At 58.8% G+C, this 21,093-nt stretch carries 10 protein-coding genes and 1 pseudogene; 6 read left to right on the top strand and 5 right to left on the bottom strand.

Features of this window, described 5'->3' with window-relative positions; translation table 11 throughout:
• Positions 1–13: 13 nt before the first annotated feature.
• Together TU74_RS21300 and TU74_RS21295 are read left to right on the top strand one after the other, a co-directional pair.
• The gene (locus TU74_RS21300) at positions 14–619 is read left to right on the top strand and encodes an SCO family protein (protein ID WP_048377605.1); all 606 of its coding nucleotides are present in this window, start codon (positions 14–16) and stop codon (positions 617–619) included.
• A gap of 26 nt (positions 620–645) precedes the next feature.
• A complete protein-coding gene (locus tag TU74_RS21295; protein ID WP_048377604.1) occupies positions 646–1,140 on the top strand; it encodes a copper chaperone PCu(A)C in 495 nt (164 codons plus the stop codon).
• Positions 1,141–1,207: 67 nt separating this feature from the next.
• On the opposite strand, the gene TU74_RS21290 is transcribed toward TU74_RS21295, so the two are convergent.
• Positions 1,208–2,518, bottom strand: a complete 1,311-nt coding sequence (locus tag TU74_RS21290; RefSeq protein ID WP_048377603.1) for an OprD family porin — start codon at positions 2,516–2,518, stop codon at positions 1,208–1,210.
• A gap of 167 nt (positions 2,519–2,685) precedes the next feature.
• Positions 2,686–3,852, bottom strand: a complete 1,167-nt coding sequence (locus TU74_RS21285; RefSeq protein WP_048377602.1) for an acetyltransferase domain-containing protein — start codon at positions 3,850–3,852, stop codon at positions 2,686–2,688.
• Between the two features lie 179 nt (positions 3,853–4,031).
• Between TU74_RS21285 and TU74_RS21280 the strand changes: the two genes are divergently transcribed.
• The 4 genes from TU74_RS21280 to TU74_RS21265 all read left to right on the top strand — a co-directional run bounded on the left by TU74_RS21280 (position 4,032) and on the right by TU74_RS21265 (position 11,722).
• Positions 4,032–5,078, top strand: a complete 1,047-nt coding sequence (locus TU74_RS21280; RefSeq protein ID WP_047282401.1) for a DNA topoisomerase IB — start codon at positions 4,032–4,034, stop codon at positions 5,076–5,078.
• A gap of 116 nt (positions 5,079–5,194) precedes the next feature.
• Positions 5,195–5,530 carry an RcnB family protein gene (locus TU74_RS21275; protein WP_047274581.1) on the top strand — a complete coding sequence of 112 codons (336 nt, stop codon included), beginning with the start codon at positions 5,195–5,197 and terminating at the stop codon, positions 5,528–5,530.
• A 219-nt stretch (positions 5,531–5,749) separates the two neighbouring features.
• The gene (locus TU74_RS21270; RefSeq protein WP_048377601.1) at positions 5,750–8,737 is read left to right on the top strand and encodes an RHS repeat-associated core domain-containing protein; all 2,988 of its coding nucleotides are present in this window, start codon (positions 5,750–5,752) and stop codon (positions 8,735–8,737) included.
• A 102-nt stretch (positions 8,738–8,839) separates the two neighbouring features.
• Complete coding sequence (locus TU74_RS21265; protein WP_048377600.1) at positions 8,840–11,722, top strand: RHS repeat-associated core domain-containing protein; 2,883 nt, start codon at positions 8,840–8,842, stop codon at positions 11,720–11,722.
• Positions 11,723–11,779: 57 nt separating this feature from the next.
• On the opposite strand, the gene TU74_RS21260 is transcribed toward TU74_RS21265, so the two are convergent.
• The 3 genes and pseudogenes from TU74_RS21260 to TU74_RS25000 form a co-directional block, all read right to left on the bottom strand.
• Positions 11,780–16,291 carry a SpvB/TcaC N-terminal domain-containing protein gene (locus TU74_RS21260; RefSeq protein WP_048377599.1) on the bottom strand — a complete coding sequence of 1,504 codons (4,512 nt, stop codon included), beginning with the start codon at positions 16,289–16,291 and terminating at the stop codon, positions 11,780–11,782.
• The gene (locus TU74_RS21255) at positions 16,288–19,578 is read right to left on the bottom strand and encodes a Tc toxin subunit A-related protein (RefSeq protein ID WP_338152407.1); all 3,291 of its coding nucleotides are present in this window, start codon (positions 19,576–19,578) and stop codon (positions 16,288–16,290) included. The genes TU74_RS21260 and TU74_RS21255 overlap by 4 nt, the downstream gene beginning before the upstream one ends.
• A 582-nt stretch (positions 19,579–20,160) precedes the next feature.
• Positions 20,161–20,952 (bottom strand): annotated as a pseudogene (locus TU74_RS25000) (neuraminidase-like domain-containing protein); the annotation flags it as partial.
• Positions 20,953–21,093 lie beyond the last annotated feature (141 nt).

Below are 21,093 nucleotides of genomic sequence, written 5' to 3'. Positions count from 1 at the left end.
AAGGAACCTTCACATGAATGATTTACTGACTCGCCGCCGTGTCGTTCAGGGCCTGGGCTTGCTCAGTCTGGGCGTGCTTGCCGGATGCGACCCCGGCAGTGGCCTGTCGTACAAGTACGGTAAAGATTTGAGCAACGAGATTCTGGGCCGTAAGTTCAAGCTCCACGACGCTCAAGGCAATGACGTCATGCTGGGCAGCTTTCGCGGCATGATGCCGATGATTTTCTTCGGCTTCACCCAGTGCCCGGCGGTATGCCCCACGGCGCTGGCGCGGGCGGCGCAAATCAAGAAGATGATGGGCCCGGACGGGGACCGGCTGCAGGTGGTGTTCATCACCCTGGACCCCGAGCGCGATACGCCGGCAATGCTCGATGCCTACGTCAAGGCCTTCGACCCGACGTTCATGGCGTTGTCCGGCACGCTGGAAGAAACAGCGGCCACGGCCAAAGAGTTCAAGGTGTTCTACGAGAAGATCCCGAACGGCTCCACGTATACGCTGTCGCACACCGCCACCAGTTTTGTCTTTGACTCACGGGGCGTGCTGCGCCTGGGGCTTTCACCTTCGTTGTCGGCCAAGCAGTGCACCGAAGATTTGCTCACCGTGATGTCCGTCTGCTGATTTAACGCCTCTTTGAGAGCCACACTATGAAACCCGTCAAATACCTGATGTTGTCGTTGCTGGGCATGAGCCTGCATGTCTCGGCCCAAACCACCGTGGATGACGCGTGGGTTCGCGCCACCGTACCGGGACAGCCCTCCAGCGGTGCCTTCATGCGCATCACCTCGACCACCGACAGCAAGCTGCTGAGCGTCACGTCACCGGTGGCCAAAAACGTGCAGATCCACCAGATGAAGATGGAAAACGACGTGATGAGCATGGGCCCAGTGCAAGCCGTTACCTTGCCAGCGGGCAAGACCGTGGCGCTCCAGCCCGAGGGCTATCACGTCATGCTGATTGACCTGAACGGCCAGATAAAAGAAGGCGATACCGTGCCACTCACCTTGACGGTTGAAGACGCCACGGGCACAAAAGAAACCCTTGATGTGCAGGCCACAGCCCGGTCTTTGAACGGCATGCCGATGCACCACAAGGACAAGCACGGCAATGACGCCATGCACGACCATGGCGCCATGCACTGAACGACACCCTGACCGGACGTTTTATCGTACGGTCAGGGCCTGAGGGGACAGCCAGCGCTGGAGGGCGTTAAAACCGCCCGCTGAGCGGGTATTCGACCGCCAGGCGCAGTTGATCGGTATCCAGTTCGGCTTGAGCGGTATTACCACGGTGTACGTTGTGGCGCAGTGACAGCACTGCGCCTTTGGCGACGCCGCTCTGCACCACATAACGCGCCTCAAGATCCCGCTCCCAGTGTTTCCCGCCTTTGCCATACCCCAGATAGGCATAACCGCCTCGCGGATCGACGTGGGTGCCATCAATGTCACTGCCCCGTACATATGCGGCGCTGAACATCAGGCCCGGCAAGTGCCAGGGCGACAGGTCCAGGTCATAGCGCAGTTGCCAGGACTGTTCGTTTGGCGCATTGAAGTCTGACAGTTGCACGGCATTGGTGATGAAGATCGCCCCGCGTGTCACGTAGTCAAACGGCGTGTCGCCATGCACCTTTTGATACCCGAGGCTGAAGCTGTGTGGCCCCTGCGCGTAGGTGGACAACACGCTCCAGGTGGTGTTGTTGATGCTGCCGGACAGGGCCTTGCCTTCATCGGTGGTGCGATAGAGGTTGAAGTTGAACGCCAGCGAGCGAGTTTCATCGATCGGCTGGCTAAACATCGCCCCCAGATACTGCTGATTCCAGGTGTCCTCATACCGCGAGGTATACAGGCTGGCGCTCAATTGCTTGCCAGGGCTATAGACCACGCCCGCCAGGTCGAAGGTCGTGCCCTTGATCGCATTGGCGTAATTGACCACGAAGCCCTGATCGTGGCTGCTGGCATTGCGGTCGGTGCTTTCGGTGAAGTGCCCGCCAACCATGCGCAGGCCTTCAAACTCATGGCTGGTGACAAACGCACCGGTGGCCGTTTCCGGCAGCAAGCGACTGTCGGATGAGCTGAACACCGGGGTTTTGACCCGCTGTTCGCCGTATGACAGCACCGTGTTGGACAGGCGCAGCTTCAAAGCGGCCCCTGCGCGACTGAAATCGTTTTTCGGATAACCGTCATTGTCCAGGCCCAGTAAGCGGGCTTTACCTGCACGTCCGCCGCCACTGTCCAGCTTCACTCCGAGGTAAGCATGGGCATCGATACCGACACCGATCAGCCCTTGGGTGAAGCCCGATTGCAGCGAGCCCATCAGCCCATAGGCCCATTCCTCGGCAGCCCCGTTTCGCTCGTTCTTTGGCTTGTAGGCATTGCGCGCACCGCTGTTACGCGCGCCATGCCGATACTCACGACTGTCATAGACCGTACGGTTAAGCACGCTCCAGGTACTGTCTTCGATCCATCCATGAGCCTGCGACTGTGCGGAGTCGGCCACCGCCATCGGGCTGACCAGTGCCATCAGCCAGGCCGAGCAGCTACGCAGTGTGCTCAGGGGGTGGACTGCTGGTGAAGTGCGGCGCTCATTCGTACACCATCGCATGTCATTTATCCATCAACGGTTCAAGGGGGTATCCACGCGCAAACTCTGCCCGCCATCAAACGGGGCGCGCGGCCATTAACGCGGGCTCAGAAATACTTGAGCCAGCGGATGTCCCGGCGACGGCCTTTGAGCGCGGCAAACCAGCGCACGGGTCTGTACAGCGCGACGGCCAGCACGATAGCGGTCACCCAGACGGCGCTGATGTGATCGAACCCAAAATAGGCGCCGTGGTTAAGCCCGAACAGGGCAACGCCCATCAGGTACAGCAGTTTCAGCACATAAAGGTGCAGCAGATACACGAACATCGGCGCAGCGCCAAATACTGCCAGCGCGCTGATCCAGCGCCGTTGTTGCGCACGTTCGAAGGCCAGTAACAGCAACAGTCCGACCCCCAGCGTCAGCATCAGGAACAACAACGAAGGCGGGTATTTGGTGATATTGAAAAAGCTCATCAGCGTCTGCTGCACCTGTTCGTGCGGTGTCCAGGGGGCTTCGCCGTAGCCATTGAATACGCGCAAGGCCACAAACCCCAGCAATGCCCCGACGCCCGCGTAGCACAAATTGCGTTGACGCACGCGGGGCGAGACGCCACGCCCAAACCACGGCCCTATGCCGTAACCCAGCGCAATCACACCGATCCACGGCAACACGGGATACGAGGTGCGCAGGCGCAGGCTGTCAGAAAACTCAATCCAGCCGCGATCATGCAGGATCGCCCACGGCACGTGCAGGAACGCATCCGGGGCGAAGTGAAGGCCGTCCAGCAGGTTGTGCCCGGCCACAATAGCCGCCCCGAGGATCAACAGCGCAGCGCGAGGCAGCCAGACCAGCGCCGCGAGCGCAAGCATGCTCAGGCCAATGGCCCAGATCACTTGCAGGTAAATCACGCTCGGCGGGAACTGGAAGGTCCAGGCGAGGTTGACCAGCGTCAATTCCAGCACCACCAGAAACAGGCCGCGCGTGAACAGGAACGACGACACAGCGGCCTTGCCCTGATATTTCTCGCCGTACAGGTACGCGGACAGCCCGGTCAGCAATACAAACACCGGGGCGCAGAGGTGGGCGAGGGTGCGACTGACAAAGAGGGCAGGCTCTGTGCTGTCAATCGACATCGGATCTGTCACCTGCCGGTGCAGGAAAAACGTTTCCCGCACGTGGTCCAGCAACATGAACAGAATCACCAGCCCCCGCAGCGCGTCGATGGACAATAAACGTTGATGAAGCGGCGGTGCAGCAGTCAAGGAATAGGGCATTGGCAGGGTCACACACAAGGGTTAATCGCAAACACAGGCGAGAGGGCACGCCCAAGAATAGTTATCTTATAACATCTCTATTTAATTCCACCACCCTCGCGTCGCCTGCAATCGATCGGCACGTCTGCCAGCGTCTGCGGTCAATGGCTATAACGGCCCATTTCTCCAGGATCGCTGCCATGCCAGAAACCTCGTTACCCGATGTGTTGCCCCCTGACCTGCATTACGTCGATGACACGCAACCGGGTATTACCCGCAAGCGGTTGCGCGGCACGTTTCGTTACTTCGCCCCGGACGGCAAACGCATCGTCGATCAGGACGAAATCCAGCGCATCAATGCCCTCGCGGTGCCGCCGGCGTATGTGGATGTGTGGATCTGCGCTGACCCGCGCGGGCATTTGCAAGCCACCGGCCGCGATGCGCGGGGCCGCAAGCAATACCGTTATCACGCACGCTGGCGCGAAGTGCGAGATGCCAGTAAATACTCGCGCCTGCGGGCGTTCGGGCTGGCGCTGCCCAAATTGCGCAAACAGCTAGAAACCCGCCTCGCAGCACCGGGTTTCAGCCGTGACAAAGTCATGGCCACGGTCATCACGCTGCTGGATGCCACCCTGATCCGCGTCGGCAACACTCAGTACGCCAAGGACAACCGCTCCTATGGGCTGACCACGCTGCGCAGCCGTCATGTCGACGTCAGTGGCACCACCATCACGTTTCAGTTCCGCGGCAAAAGCGGGGTCGAACATCAAATATCGGTCAAGGATCGACGGCTGGCGCGCATCATCAAACGTTGCCTGGAGATCCCGGGGCAGAATTTGTTCCAGTACCTGGATGAAGACGGCGTGCGCCACAGCATCACGTCGTCCGACGTCAATGCCTACCTCAAAACCCTTACGGGCGCAGATTTCACCGCCAAGGACTACCGCACCTGGGCGGGTAGCGCATTAGCACTGGCGGTATTGCGTGAGTTGCATTGGGAGCCGGAATCAGACGCCAAACGCCACGTGGTGGACATGGTTAAAAACGTAGCCAAGCAGTTGGGCAATACCCCGGCCGTTTGCCGCAAGTGCTACATCCACCCGGCAGTGCTCGACGGCTTCATGCTCGGTGCCTTGGCCCAGTTGCCCAAACCCCGAGTACGCAAAGGCCTGAAAGCGGAAGAAGTAGGGTTGGCGATGTTTCTCGACAGCATGGTCCAGGCCCGGCACGCCGTGAGCGAATGCTGAATCGCAGCACGTTAATGGCACTCTTGGACGAACGCAGGGTCTATCCACACAGCCCGGGTGCTCAATCGAGCGCTCAGGTTTTAAAATCGGTCCATTGCGTCTTAAAGAGGTCAATCATGCGAAACATCATTTCTGCATCACTCATTGCCGGCGTTCTGTGCGCAATGCCCTATGCAGCGCAGGCCGCAGACGACAACGCCAGTGATTGCAAGCACAACGCGATACTGGCCAAGTCCATGGATCACCACACCTGCTACACCAGCGGCGACAAAGCACCGGATCAGTACACCCGTGAAGAAAGCGCCATCAAGAACTGGAAAGCCAAAGGCTTGCCGCAGCCAAGCGACGATTCGCAATGGGTACAATTCAGCGGCCATTACGTGCTGGTTAACCGCACCAATGCCGTGATCGAGCAGATCCGCACACTCAAAGGCGCTGTTGTCAGTCAGTAATCCTTCTCTCGAACGCGGGCCGCTGCAACAGCGGCCCAGCCAACGCGCGGGATAGATGGCTTTGCCTGCACTCTGGTAGGGGAAGTCGCTGATACGCCAAGGAACTGGCTGAAAACGTTGTAAATCCGTATTTTGCACCCCGCGCGAGACCCGGCTATGGCATGCGGTTGAGACCTGCTTCATAGACTGCTTTTTCAATGTGCAGTCAGGACGTGAACCATGCCTCAACGCTTGCATCACCACACACCAACACTTGGCGCTCAAGATCCACGGGGGTTGACGGTACGCGAAGTGGCTTACCATCGGCGCACCGCCGAACAGACCCTTGAGCCGCGCATCACCCGACACGTCTACGGCCCCTGCGGTCATTTACGAGAGCAATGGGACCCGCGCCTGGGCGCATTGCGAAAAACCGAACCCGCCACAGCCCCCAATCAACGCACCCGCTACTCCCTGAGCGGACGGGTGGTGCAGAGTGACAACGTCGATAGCGGGCGCTGCATCACTTGGCGAGGGCCGGCCGATCAGGTACTGGACACGTGGGACGCCGCACAAACACGCCACACCCATGAATATGACCCCTTGCTGCGCCTGACTGCCGTCTACGAACAGCAGACGGGTGAGCCGGACCGCCGGTGTACGGAGCGCCTCAGTTATGCCGGCGCCCACAGCCGTCAGGCCCTGCTCAACCGCTGCGGACGTTTGCGACGCCACGACGATGCGGCCGGGACGGTGCTCTTCGAGCGCTACGACCTGTGCGCGAACAGCACCGTTCAGACACGCTGGTTTGTGCAGGATCTGGCAGAGGCACCGATGCTCACAGCGCTGCCCCATGTCGCTGTCGAGGCGCACAGCCACACCACCCACTGGCAATACGGGCCGTTGGGGCAATTGATGGCGCAGACGGATGCAGCAGGCAACCAGCAACAGCCTCGTTATGGTGTCGATGGCCTGCTTGGATCACTGGCCATCCTCTTCAACAACGGTCTGCAGCGCATCCTGGTGCAAGAACGTCGCTACAGCGCTGGTGGCAAGGTCGAGGCTGAACAGGCCGGTAATGGGGTGCGCAGCACCTGGACCTACGACCCGGCCGACGAGCGTTTGCAACGGCTCTTTACCCACCGCACCCGTCAGCCGCGCACGGTCCTGCAAGACCTGACCTATGCCTACGACCCTACAGGCCAGGTGCTCAGCGTGCAGGACACCGCGCAACCGGTGCAATGGTCGGACAACACACGCATTGCGGCCTTAAGCACCTACGCCTACGACACACTTAACCAACTGATTGAGGCCACCGGCCGTGAACACGCCCATCAAGCGGGCGGGGCGGCCTTGCCTCCCAGGGTCGATTTTGCAACCCGTGGCGCACCGCGCTGCCGGGGCTGGCGGGGCTGGCGGGGCTGGCGGCAGCACTATGAGTACGACGCGTCCGGCAACCTAATCAAATTACGCCATGTGCCCACCCAAGGCAGTGGCTACACACGCCAGCTGACGCTCTCGGGGACCAGCAATCATGGGTGGGCGGCGACTTCCAACATGACCTCGATGCCCGGTCGGGTCAGCGGTTTTGATCCCAACGGCAATCAACGGGCCTTGGGGCCGGGGCAGACATTGCGCTGGAATGCCCGCGACCAATTGCAGGGCATCACGCACATCGAGCGCGATGACGCCGCCAGCGATGAAGAACTCTACCGCTACGACGGTGATGGCCAGCGGGTGTACAAGGCCCGTCGCGCAAGCGCCCACACACGCACTCACCTCAGTGATGCGCGGTACTTGCCGGGGCTGGAAATCCGCCGCAATACGGCCACCGGCGAACAACTGAATGTGCTGGTCATCCACTCTGCGTTTGCCAATGTGCGCATCCTGCAATGGGCACAAGGCCGTCCAACGGGCATACCGGACGGGCAAGTGCGTTACGCACTGTCGGACCATCAGAGCAACCATTCGCTGGAACTGGATCAGGATGAGCGCTTGCTCAGCCAGGAGCATTACTACCCCTACGGCGGGACGGCTTGGTGGGCGACCTCCAACGCCATCGAGGCGGACTACAAAACCCTGCGTTTTTCGGGCAAGGAGCGCGATGCCAGCGGCCTTTACTATTTTGGTTACCGTTACTACGCGCCCTGGCTGATGCGCTGGCTCAGTGCCGACCCGGCCGGCAACGTAGAGGGCTTGAACCTGTATGCGCTGGCGCGGGGCAACCCGATTAATCGCCTGGATGCCCAGGGGCTGCAAAGCCAAGCCCTTGACCTGCCCAAAAGCCGCTTCGCGACGTTGCGCGGCTTGACCACCCATGTGGCCAACAGAGTGAGGTCGCGCCTGCAATTGGCGGCCTCGGCGGCGATTCGGGATGCATTGGCGACCTACATCAGCAATGCCTTGAGCGCAGGGTTGGACGTCGCGCTTTTTGAAGGGCGTCAACCGACCACAGCCCTCAACAACGCCCTGAGAAATACGGTGGCGGCGCTGGACGCATTGGCCATGATGCACATGAGCAGCGGCCTGGTGGGCACGGTCATGCGTTGGAGTCCACTCATCGGCTTTGCCGTTGCCGCAGCCGCCGACAGGGGGTTCATGATGCGCGCCATCGCCGAAGGCGGTGATACGGAACTGGAGTGGGACCCGGTCGCCCGTCAACGCCTGGGCGGGCATATCCGCGCTTTTTCACGGGAGATCGTGCAGCAGGCGCTGCGGGGGCTGGGGGACACGGCCTCCTGGGGAGCAACCCCGCTGATGGCCAGGGTGCCCAGAACATTGCTGGCCTCGGCGGCCTATAGTGTGGCCACCATTCCCAATGCGGTGTATGGCCAGTCAGTGCCAGGCCCGCTTATGCCCAACGTGACGCCGCTGATTGAAGCCTACGATGCCGCCATGGGGACGGTGCTGCGCAGCGGTCATCGCACGGCCCGCCATGAAGTGCATCAACACACGCTCCAACTGCCACCTTTGACGGACACGCTGCATGGCGGCATGAGCCGCATGTTTAACCAGGCCTGGACGTATTGGGCCGGGGTCGGGATTGAAGCAGTAGCCGCTGCAATCACCGGGGCGCCGGCCGCCGCGCAAAGTGCCAGCGCCCGCACCTGGGTGGGGGTCGCGCGCGGCGTGGTGTCGGCACTCACGGAAGTGCGGGGGTTGTTGCTGCAAACCGCACGGGTCGGTTTCAGGCACATCTCAACGCTATGGCGCGCCTCAACCGGTTGAACGGCGCGAGCCTGTTGCACCGCGTCACTACTATGTGACCACCTTTACCCCCGACCTGAGTCATAGGCTCTTGGCTTTATGGCGTTTTACAGGTCGGTAACCATGACTTCACTGCATCACTACACACCGTCACTGACGGCGATTGACCCCCGGGGCTTGAGCGTGCGCAGGGTCAACTATCATCGCCTGAGTGTGCACGAGCCCCCACAGTCACGCATTCATCAATCGCGCTATGACACTCGCGGGTCTCTGGCCCAGCAATGGGACCCGCGCTTGCTGGCCCGAGAGGCCATCACGCCTGAGGCGCAACCCAATCTGCGCTACCTCAGCAGTTTGTCAGGACAGATCGTCAAGACCGACAGTGTCGACAGCGGGTGGCACGTCACCCTCTGCGGCACAGGGCTGCAAACACTCGCCACCTGGGATGCCCGTGGCAACCATCAGCGCTTTGAATACGACACCCACGCCCGGCTGATGGCCATTCACGAACAACTCAGCAACGACCCGCAAGCGCGCTGTATAGAGCGCTTTACGTATGGCAAGCCCCAACCCCGGATAAACAGCACAAACCAGTGCGGCCGTCTGGTTCGCCATGACGACCCGGCAGGCGCTGTGCTGTTTGAGGCTTACGCGCTGTCGGGAGCCATGCAGCGTCAGGCGCGCCGCTTTGCACGCCAACCCGAATCGCTCAATTGGCCGTCTGCGCAGGAACAACGGGACGCGCTGCTGGAAATTCAGTCTTACACCACGCAATGGCACTACAACGCCGTGGGCGATTTGCTCGAGCTGCACGACGCCAAGGGCAACCGCCAGCGTTTTCAGTACGGCATCACCGGCCAACAGGCGCAGGTCGACGTTGTGATGGCCAGTGGTAAACGCGCGGTCTTGATGGATCAACGCACCTACAACGCGGCGGGGCAAGTCACCTCCGAACGCTCCGGCAATGGCGTACTGACGGTCGCGTCTTACGCGCAAGCGGATGGCTATTTGCAGCGTTTGACTGCGCACCGTGTGGGTTCGCATCGGACCCCGATACAGGACTTGGCGTATACCCATGACCGTGTGGGTAACGTCGTGAGTATTCTGGACAGCGCCCAACCGACCACCTGGAGCCACAATTCAAGCATTGAGGCCTTTACTACGTATACCTACGACACCCTGTACCAACTCATCAAAGCCACCGGCCGGGAAAACGCACGCCACCGTGGTGGGCGGCTGTTATCTGCGCCCATGCTCATGGGCACGGATACCCATCGCTGGCGCAATTACACCCGGCACTATCAATACGATGCGGGCGCCAACCTGGTGCAGATGCAACACGTCCCCGCATCCGGGCGAGGTTATACCCAACGCATGGAGGTGTCTGAAACCAGCAACCGCAGCCAATTGTCCGGCCCCCCCAACCCGGAGGACGGGTTTGACCCCTGCGGCAACCTCAGGATGCTGGCGCGCGGGCAAGTGATGGCGTGGAATGGACGCAATCAATTGCACAAGGTCACGCATGTCAGGCGGGGCGCCGGGGAGGACGATGGCGAATCTTACGTCTACGACGGTCAGGGTGTGCGCGTACTCAAGCGCCGAACGTATCGCACCAAAGGGCTGACCCGCCGCTATGAGGTGCGCTATCTGCCAGGGCTGGAACTTCGCCTGAATGAGGCCTCAGGGGTGAATGTGTCGCTGATGACCCTGCAAGCCGGGCACATGAATGTCAGGACGCTCACCTGGGAGCAAGGTTTGCCCGATGGTGTGCAGAACGCGCAAATCCGGTTCACGTTGTCAGATCATCTGGAGAGCGGGGTCATTGAGCTGGACGAGCAGGGCGCATTGCTGAGTCAGGAAGGGTTCTACCCCTTTGGCGCGACAGCCTGGTGGGCGGCCAAAAGTGCGGTGCAAGCAAGCTTCAAAACCGTGCGCTACAGCGGCAAGGAACGCGATGCCACGGGTTTGTACTATTACGGCCTGCGCTATTACGCACCCTGGATGCAACGCTGGATCAGCCCTGACCCGGCCGGGGTGATCGATGGCCTGAACGTATATGCCATGGTGGGCAACAACCCCATGAGCCGTGTTGATCAGCACGGGCTGCAAGCGGGCGACTACCCGGCCAATCGGCTGATCGCGTTCAGCTTCTGGATTTTTGTGGCGACCTTGCTGGGCGCCGCGTTGGGCGCGCTGCTGGAAGCGCCGCTCATAGGGGCAGGAGTCGGGGCCGCGTTGATGACAGGCCTGGCGTTTGAAGCCCAACGCCGCTCAACACTACCGCCCACGGAGTCAGACAACTATGCGTTCATGCAAGCGATAACAGACAAAGTGCTGGAGTTTTCAGCGCTACAACAGCTGAGCCCCGCAGAAAGCGTCAAGATGTTCAACTTTGTCTTTGATAACCTTGCCGCTATCCATGAGGAAGTCGGCGTTTCGCTGGGGATTCTGACCACCAAAAGCGGCGAGATCTACGGCCTGGCGGGACCTGCCCAGTTGCACCCCGTGATTGGAGAACTCTCGAACAATCCCAGCCCCCCCACGCGCGAGGCAAGGAAACAAGGCGTCCTGAGCGTCTTGATTCGCGCCCGTGCCCAACCTGCAGCCACCACGTCCAGGCCGGCAGCCGAACCCACGCCGCATGAAGTCGTAACCCCCCGCGCAGTGGCGCGACAACGCACAGCCCGAGCCTCTTCATCGGCCCCTCAGCCACAACCGGCGGTGATCAGCACGCCAACGGCCCAGCCCGCTCAGGCCATCAGCATCGACGAGAGCGCAGTCGCAGAACTCCTGCTGGGGCCTGAAGGGCACAGCATTGCCTTGACCATCAGCCATGTGCAGCAAGGCCGTTTCAGGGCCGTGCATTGGCACCAGCACGCTGACGCGTTGTGGTCTGCCGACGTGCATGGCTACCAGGGCAGCCGCCGCCGCGGGGCATACCGCCTGATGTTTGAGCACTTGGGCGATCGTCGTTATCGGGTAGCCGGTATCCGAGACCCTCACTGATCAACCCGTCACTCAGGCACAGCTCGCAGTCACCTGCGAGCTGTGCCTTAACGCCGGTCAAGCCGCAGGCAAGTTGTGGTCCAGCCCGTGTGTATCGTTTTCATCCTCGCTGATGGTGTACCAAGTGCAATACGTGTGGCGGCTCAGGTCGCCCCGCGCATTGAGGGTGTGGGTGGGTCGCCCCAGTGCGTCATAGAACACCTGATCGCTGTAGGCACTCAAACGCAGGGACGCATCATTGATGTAACGATGATGATTGGCGAAGTAAGGACGGTAATTGCGAATGGCCAGCCCCTGATTGTTGTACTCGACCCGGCTACTGACACGCCAACGGGGCTCGCTGTAGTGGCTGACCGGCTTGCCGTCCGGGTCCAGGTTCAGCGTGCCGTCGCTCCCAATCGTGAAGGCCATCCCGCCTGGCGCCAGTTGTTTGCTCTGCAACGTGCGTCCAAACCCGTCACTGCACGTCAGGCTGATGCGGATCAGGGGTTGGTATTCATCGGTAGGGGAAGGGTAGCGGTCGGCTTGTAAGACCACGGCGTGTACAGGCTCACGGTGCGCTGCCTGCATCAACTGGCTCAATTGCAATTGGTGCGGGTCTTCAAGGTCAAGCGTGGCCGCCTGTGCACTGGCGCGAATATACCCGTTGGGCAGCACGTAACCTTGAGTGATCCACTCAGGGCGAAGTGCGGCCTGTGCAATCTGCCCCATCCAGCTGAAGGGCGTGTAGAAGCTGGCGCTGGCGGCCTGTTGCAGTGCCTGTTGAGGATGCCCGATGGCGTACTCCGGGCTGTCGTCAGCCGGTCGGCGGTAGTCCGACAACGGGTTAAACCCCACGGGTTGACCCAACTCCCGGCCAAAATAACTGTTGACCTGCGACTGCCCGAAGGCATCGTACCGGGCTTGCTGTTGAGTGCCTTGCGGGTCGGTAATCAGGACGGGCAATTGCAGTCGGTAATCGTACTGGGCTGTGGTGCGGCAGCCATCGGGCGTCTTGACCGAAACAATCTGGCACGCGTACCGATCATGCTCAAGTGTGGTGACCCCGTGACTCTCGGTCGGACGTACCCCGTAGGCACGGTAAAAGCCGTGGGCCGGGTGATACAGCGTGAAGTTTTTCCTGATCGACCACAGCGTTACCGCACTGTTGTTGTCCGGCAAAAACAGTTCGGCGCGATGGTAATGCGCCTCGGTGAGCGCGTGAGTCAGATCAAAAGCACCGGCACCCGGCAACGTCGGAAGGTCCTCATAGGCCTTGAGTGCCTCGTCGTCCAGCTCGGCGGTTTCAACGTGATCCACCAGGGCCAGAAAGTCAGCCGTGCCCGCGGGGTACGGCAAGGCCGTTTGCACGTTGTGATAATGCTGCACCGACAAACCGCTCAGTGTGCGTTGTGCCTGCGGGTTCAAAGGCCCCTCGCTGCCTTGATCGATAAACGTCTCGTAACGGATTCGCTCCGAAGACAGCCTGTTCGCAGCACTGCCTTTGGCCAACACCAGGGCGTTGGTGCGCTGGCGATACGGCACACGCAGGCGCCACCGTTGGGGTTGGTCAAGGTGTATGAACTGCGCCAGTGACTCCGTCAGGTAAAACGACTGCTGCGACGCATCATGGGTGTCTTGCCACCACTGAGTCTGATAAGGATCGGTGAACGGTGACGGATCGTCCGGGGTTTTGCGGCGCGCGTAATAGACCGTCACACCATGGGTCAGGCTGCCATACGCATCCCAGCGCAAATGGATGCTGTGTTGGCAGGCCGGGTCGTCCCGTTCGCGTTCATAGCGATAACTGATGGACTCCACGGGCAGGGGCAGCATGGAGTCGCGCCCGTTTACCTGGCGCACCAGATAACGTTGCTGGCTGACCGAAAAAGGCACCGCGTTGGCCGCCGGATCCCGCGCCGCGTACACCTCCTGACGCACCTGCGTGCCCGTCAGCGCATGGTTGATGTCCTTGAGCAACGGCGCGATGTCGGTTGCGACCAGCAGCGTGTCATCTGTCTGGCCGGGCAGGAGGCGGCTGACAAGCGTATAGCCCAGAGGCTGAGCAAGCGGATCGAGGTCGAAGTAGTCGCGGCGCACCATGTCGGTGCCCTTGCCGGTGTGGAACCACGTTTTGCGCAGCACGGCTTGAGTGTGGGCCGCAGTGGCCGTGTCACTGCCCGAGATATCCGAATCTGTTTCAAGCAATAACCCGAACCCCTGAAATTTACGCTCATTACCGTTATAGAACCCTTCGCGGTATTTAAAGCGGCGGGTCAGACGATTGCCTGTGATGGCGTCGATGTGCTGTTGCTCCGTCACAACGTGCAGGGGGATCGGCACACCGCAGATGGGAGGCCGGCCCTCACGAGCACGCTGTTGTTTCTCATCCAGCCATTCTTGAGCGCTGCTGCGGTATGTCAGCAGCCCCCTGGCGCCCATGTTGTTGTCCGTGCCAACGAGCAAATACGGCTTGGCGCTGACGAAGTCATAACGCCAATGTTGGGGCGTCGCATGGGGCATTGACACGATCAGGCTGGTACAGCCCAGCCCCTGAAGGTCCGCGACACTGACCGTGCAGCCGTTGTCGTACATCAGGTTCTGGGGCCAGGGCAATCGAACAGGTGTAGCCACCAGCCCCGTACCGAACAGGTTCATGAAAATCAACGCATGGGCAGGCTCCAGGTACACCAGGTCGGTGGCACCTGAACCGTCAATGTCTGCGAGCAAAACCCGTGCAGCATCGAACTCGGCATAACTGAAGGGCAGGGTCGCAAAGACAAACCCCTTGCCGAAACGTCCATGGCCCAGATTCGGCCAACATTTGATTTCATTGTGGCGAATGCGGATCAGATGCTGCTGACCACTGCCCAGCATATCGCTGAAGGCCACCACTTCGGTACGGCTGGAACGGCTCAGTGAGGGCAAGGCGTCGTCATCCGGCACATGCGCGACATCCCGCCCCGATTCAAAGCCATCCTCGGCCTGATTCAGGTAGAGCCTGACACTGCGCGGGCCGATCAACGCCAGGTCGGGAGCGCCATTGCCGATCAAGTCGGCGAGTTGCCCCTGGGGGTGGAAAAACTCGACCGGCAGCGCGGCAAATGAGGCGAAGCTGGACCAGCGTCGTCGTGCGTTCAGGGTGAAAAAGCCGCTCATGGCGGGCTGGGCGATGATCCATTCCAGCTGACCGTCGCCATTGAGATCTGCCAATGTCTGGCGCAATGACTCGCGGTCCGTGGCAATCGGCATCTGCGGCAACGTGCGTAAGGGCCCGTACTGAACCGCGTTCGGCTGAGGGCTATCGGGGTCTCTGACAGGCTCACGGTAATGCCATGAGCGATTCTGGCTGTACAACACCCCCGGCATGCCGTCGCTGTACAGGTCCACCAACTGATAATCCTTGCCATCGCCGGGGCCTTGCAGCGCGGCAAAAGGCGCGAACTGCCCCGATTGGGGGCCCAGGGTGAACACGCTGTACGTGAACTCGACCGGTGGCCAGTAACGGGCGCTGCCTGACGGCTCGAACGCCTGACTGTGCACAGCGTTGAGCAAACGCCCACGGTGTTCGGTGGTTACATACTCAAGGAGCAATCGACGAACCGCCACCGGCTCCGGGCCCAAGGCCGCCTCATCAGGGAAGTAATGAAACATCAGGATCTGCTGGCACAGGCGCTGACTGCCCCATTCGAAACCATAGGCATAGGTGAAAAACGGATCGGGCCGCGCGCCCCATTCCTGTTGGGGCGCATAAGACGGTGCCTGACTGAAATCGAGAGGGCGTTCGCCGTAATCGAATACCAACTCGAAATGCCATTGTTTGACCGGCGGCGACGTCGTTGTCCATAAGGCCAACTGAGGCTGATGCTGGCGATTGCCGTAACAAATGCGTTGCAAATAACGTTGCGCACGGCAGTCGCGAGCCGGCGCAACGGGTGGCTCAGCCCGCTCTCGCGTGTAGTGGTAATAGATCTGTTCGCCCAGCGGGGTGAGGCTTTCTTCCAGCAGCCACTGCGCAACATGCTGTTGAACCTCAGGGTCGGTGCAACGTGCCGCCTGTGTTTTACCGAAGAGATGCAAGGTGCCGTCTGCGCCCTGGACCAACCAAAAACCACCCGGATCATGACTCGACGCCCAGTGCTCATAACGGTCAAAGGATGACTCAACGCGCGGAAAGTAACGGGTCACCGTGTACGTCGCGTCGAGTTGAACCTCATTGAACTGAGCCGTGGTCGTGGTCTCGATCACCCCTTGTGCGTTTCTCCGGGGCCACAGCTCCACCCCTGACGGGCCGATAAACCCGTCGGCGTCGGTATAGAGGGGCACGCCATTTTGGGTGTCGCGGCGGATACTGCCGGGGGGAGCGGTCCAGCCAATGCCAAAAGGCCCGTTACCCAATGTGCTGCTGTAGTTCAAACTCAACGACGGTGTGAAACCGCGTCCAGTTGAAATCGGCAGTGGAATACTAAAAGAAGCCTCACCCGTCATCCCGATGGCCCCCCATCCGGTGCCAATGCTGTGGATGGCACCGCCGCCTTTGGGCAGGGAAGGCGTAAAGACCTCAGCAGCGTTTTGTTGGGGCTGCGTCATCCTGCATGCCCCCCCAACTGTTTAGCGGTATAGCGCACATGAATAATGATGTCAGACAGGCTGCTCAGCATGGCCGACTGCGCAGCGGGGTTGGGGAATGACAACTTCCAGCCAGACACTGCACCCGTGTACTCAAAGGGCAAGTAGCGATCATCCCCTTCGAAATTAAGCGTGAATAACCCGCTGTCATTCAGTCCGGTTGAGAGCGCGATATGTTCGTTGACACGGTGGCTCGAATAGTCGAATTCACCTTTCTCTGCGGTATGGATGGTGTGATTGGTTTGCGTCAGGGTGGCGCGAATGTCTTCATAAGGGCCGAGCGTCGCTGGCAAGGTGACACTGATGCTTTTGATGCGGCGCAAATAATGGTCCGGGTAGTCAGCGTCAAACAGCGCCTTGGTGAGTTCAAACTCAACGGAACCTGTGCGCTGGAGTGTTGCGCTCATGTCGTCCCAAGAGGTGTTTCGAGTGGCATTAGGGTCTTTGGCCTTCAGGTTTCTGAGCGACACTGTTTTGGTGATTTCCATGGGCCGCGCATTGTGTTGCAGGTAAGCCACTTGCATGTTGATCAGGCTGAGCTTGAGCCCTTCACCGGCTGTCAGGCCCTGGCGATAACTGCTCCACTGGCTGGCGTGGACAAAGGTGCGGTCGGATGCTGCGCGCTCATAGTGCCAACAGGCCTGTGCGTCGAGGCACAGCGAAAGGGCCATGTCATACGCGTGCAGATAAAACGCAGAAAGCTGCGTACTCAGCCATTGGTACAGCTGAGGCGTGGTGAAGCGTTTCTCCAACAAATCAAACATCAACCTGGCTTGAGTAAGCGCGGTTTCGGCGGATTGATGTTGCAAGCGCGTGTTGTTGGCCTGTTCGCGCAAGACTTGAACTTGCTTCTTGACGTGCTCCAGTTCAAGGCGCGATTGCCCCAGTGCATGCTCCCATTCCTGATTGCGTCGATTGAACGCCTCGTTGCGGTCCAGATGGTTGGCATTGGAGCGCTTTTCATTGGCAAGCAGCTGAATGCCCGCCTGGGTGGCATAGAACCCTCCCTCTAGTCTCCAGCCGCCGGTGGACGTACCGAAAATATTGGGAACCAACATGGCCAATCCAGCCGCCGCTTGTAGCCCATAGGCCACGGTATCCAGGGCGGTACTGCGTTGAAGCTCCTGGGTGGCCTCTTGTTCATTGGCGTTTACGCCTTCTTTGATCAAATGCTCCAAGTGCGCAATGCGGCCCTCAACGATACGCTGACCTGCCATCAAGGCATCCTGATTTTTCTCATCGATAATCCGGCTCTGGACTTGTTGCTCAAGTGACAACCCCGCAAGTTGCCACACCTGTTGCTGCTGCAATTGCAGGTGTTCACTCTGATCCTGACGCTCAATGATCGACAACAGGGCATTACCAAACTGCACGACGTTTTCGACCGCCACCATCGCCAGTGCGTGAACCGTCTGGAACCGGTAATGCCCCACGTGGGCAGGTTGACGACGTACCGAGGAAGCGTCCCCGGCCATGCGTGGGCTGGCATAGAGGTTAAGCAATTGGCGAGGGGAGGCGGGTGGGGCATATAACGGGACACGCAGGGGTTTACCGGTGAGATCCAAATGATTTCGCAGATTAAATAACCGTGATTGCACTTTTTCCCAACGGGCCAACATGGCCTTGTCCGGGGGGACACATAGCAACTGCGAGTCGCTGACCCGATGGATGGCCCGCGCCAGTTTTGAGTGATCGGCCGATGACAGCTTGTCAAATTCAGCACGCTCCATTTTGCGTTCAGTCGCGCGCAATGTGTCGTCGATATGACGGGTCAGATCGCCAAGAGTGGTAGAGGCCCACGGATCAACGACCTGAACAGAAGGCTCAGGGCCCAATAATGACTGAGCACGCACGTACCATAACTTGGCCTCGTTAAGGCTCTCTGAGGTGGTTTGACGGTACGCCGCATCCCCTCGATTAAGCAAAATATCGACATACAGGGCATAGAGTGCACGTTTGAAATGCACCGGGGCACTGAGTGCAATCTGATTGGGGTCATCAGGGTTATCGTGCAGGTAGCCCATATGCGCGCTGTCTGAATTCAGTGCTGAGAGCCCCCAATAGGGTTGATCGGGTGATACCTGTGAGTGTTTGCGGGCTGGATCGAACAAGTACTTGAGCCAGGTTTCGGCTTCCGCGTAGCGTTGCTCCAGATTGAACCGATGGGCAATCAGCCACGGCATGTACAAAAACAACTCCCACAGGTATTTCCCATACGCCCCCTGAAAGTCGAGGGGAGCAAGCCCGGCACTTGAGGTCAGTGGCGGCTCACGGTGGGTGTGAGATAACGCAAAGAGCGCGGACATGTCGGCGGATGCGACCTGGGTGAGTGCGCCCCCGAGTGTCGTATTAAGTCGTATCGGCGCCCGCAATGCCCCGGGAGAGGCATTTAATTGAGCAATGGATGAGTCGCTGAAATCTATGAATTCCGCCGTACCACTCGGTGCTGAAGAGAGGCGCATAATGCAAGGCCCCTTGGTTATATCCGCCGTGTTATTTTCGTTCAATACAATCTCAAAAGCCTTGAGGGCATACCCGAGTATATTGAACCTCATGTCATCTATATTTTGTTCTCGTATCAGAACGCCATGCACAATGGGAAGTTTCTTTTTCTGGCTTATGTAGTCTGGCAGTTGTTCGGCAGTGATATTAAGTGATGTGATGAACGTTCGGCCTGCGGGCAGTTCAAATTTCCCGCCCACCAAGTTTCGACGCATGACATGGCTTTCGCCTATCAGGTGGGTATTGGTAATATGAACATGCGAGGGGTAAATAACCTCTACTTCTTTATCATGCGGTGGCAAGGTCATCACCACCTGTTTGTAGATACGCTGAAAGCGGGTGATCTTGATACGCTCCAGCAGCAGTTCATTTTCTTGGGGTAGCAGGCCAGCGGCTTGGCTGGACTCTTCAACCTTGAGTTTGGCCGAATACGTTGTGTTCTGAGTATGAAATAAATAATTAAACAACTCAGTGGAGACCATGACACCGTCGAGGATGTAGTTTTCCGAATATTGAGGCTGTCCAAAATATTGGAACGGCGCCGGCTTCGTTGGGTTTTGCGATGCCGTGGCGGATGTTAAAAAATTCTTGAACACAGTGTTCGTTTTATTGCAGGTCAGTTCAATGCTTGTGTAATCCTTGAGCAGACGTGTCGAACGGGGGTGCTTCAAATTCAAGTAGGAGTCACTCTTGAGCACGATACTGTCACTGCGGGCATTCTCAGGTGATTCAACCGTTAACCGCATGAACAACCAAAAACCGTCCTGTTGAACAACAAGCTCTACACTTTTGAATGACGGAAAACTCAGTACGGTGTGTGTTGAGAGCTCAAGACTGGAGGTGGTTTTATTGAACTTTGCACTGCCTGGCTTAGGGTCTTGAATATAGCGTTGGGTGCCTTGATAGTCCCACCTGTCAGAGCCCTTATGCGGCATCTCCTTTTTATGTATCGCCACATCAACGGCATTTATGCTGGGTGCCACAAAATTAAATTTGAACCGGTTATGACCTGCAAAAATATCCAAGTGACGACTGGCTTGAGTGGGCGCATCGCCCTGAACAATCGAGAAAAAACTGTTTAATGAATCCTTTGACAGCAGCAGCGTTACATTGAGTTTACTGTCCAGACGCACAGCATGAGAGAAATCGAAATTTTTCCCTTTCACCAATGGAAAGGTATCTGCATAAGGTTCGGTATCGGCGACCAAGCCAAAAAACAAGGAGGGCGGAGCGGTGTGCGGGTCCACCATTGCAACCGTGGTAATCGTGGATTTTATGTCTTGCATCGAGAGCTTCTGCAACCATCGGCTGGTTGCGTACTCATCGATACAGATCTGCGGGCAACTCCAGCTGCCGTCCAGTTTCAAGAACGAGTAATAGAGGCGAAGGCGGGGGTAGCGTTTGATGAAGTGCTGCATATGCTCGGGATTAAAAATATCCAATCCTTCGGCGGGGGTGCCAGCCTCATCAAGAGCAGACAGGGGTTGACTGCATTGCGCCCAGACCACGAACAAGCGATCGTTGAAATACACCGGACGAATGCTTTGGTCCGGAATGTCATAGGAGGCGGGGATGGGGAGCTTTCGCCAATCTGACCATGCAGTGGGCGCTGAGGCGTCCATGGCGGATGGGTTGGCACCGGTAGAGCCGGCACCATTTTGTTTAGCCAGGGCCAAGGAACGCCAATAAAAAGCATTTTCCCCGTTGGACTTGCCAACCAGATAATAGCGGCTCTGAGCCATACTGTTGGCGTCACCGTCCACGTAACCATTGACCGTGCGAATCTGTGCCAACTCCTCAAACCGCCCCAGATAGCGGTTGACCGCGGCATTAATATGGCCGGGTTGCAAGTTGGTTTGGCTAATATCGCTTTCTAACTGTTGAAAGCTGTCGGTCTTGTCAATACGCAGGTGAGGGCTGATGTAATTGGCAGGAAAATGACGCAATTGTTGATGCGCGTGCCAAAGGGAGTAGGAATGAAGGCTGTTATCCCAAGTGGACTTCTGTGCATCGTTCATCCCGACCTGTTCGTACCCCGGTTCGAAACCCAACGCGATGTTATTGATGTATTGCTGAAGGCTGTTGATCGCACTTGAAACGCGACTGGTCATGACCGCCTGACTGACTTGAACATGGCGGTCTCAAGGAGCAAGTGCAACAGTCAGTTAATTTTCTGAGCTTGCTAAGCGAAACAATCCCGCTTCCAAAACATCGTTATCAATGGGCGTCTGACCGAACCGAGCTTACCTGACTAAGCACAA

Origin of the sequence: Pseudomonas lundensis (assembly GCF_001042985.1) — a bacterium.
Classification (GTDB): domain Bacteria; phylum Pseudomonadota; class Gammaproteobacteria; order Pseudomonadales; family Pseudomonadaceae; genus Aquipseudomonas; species Aquipseudomonas lundensis.
This window is presented reverse-complemented; position numbering and strand designations above follow the sequence as displayed.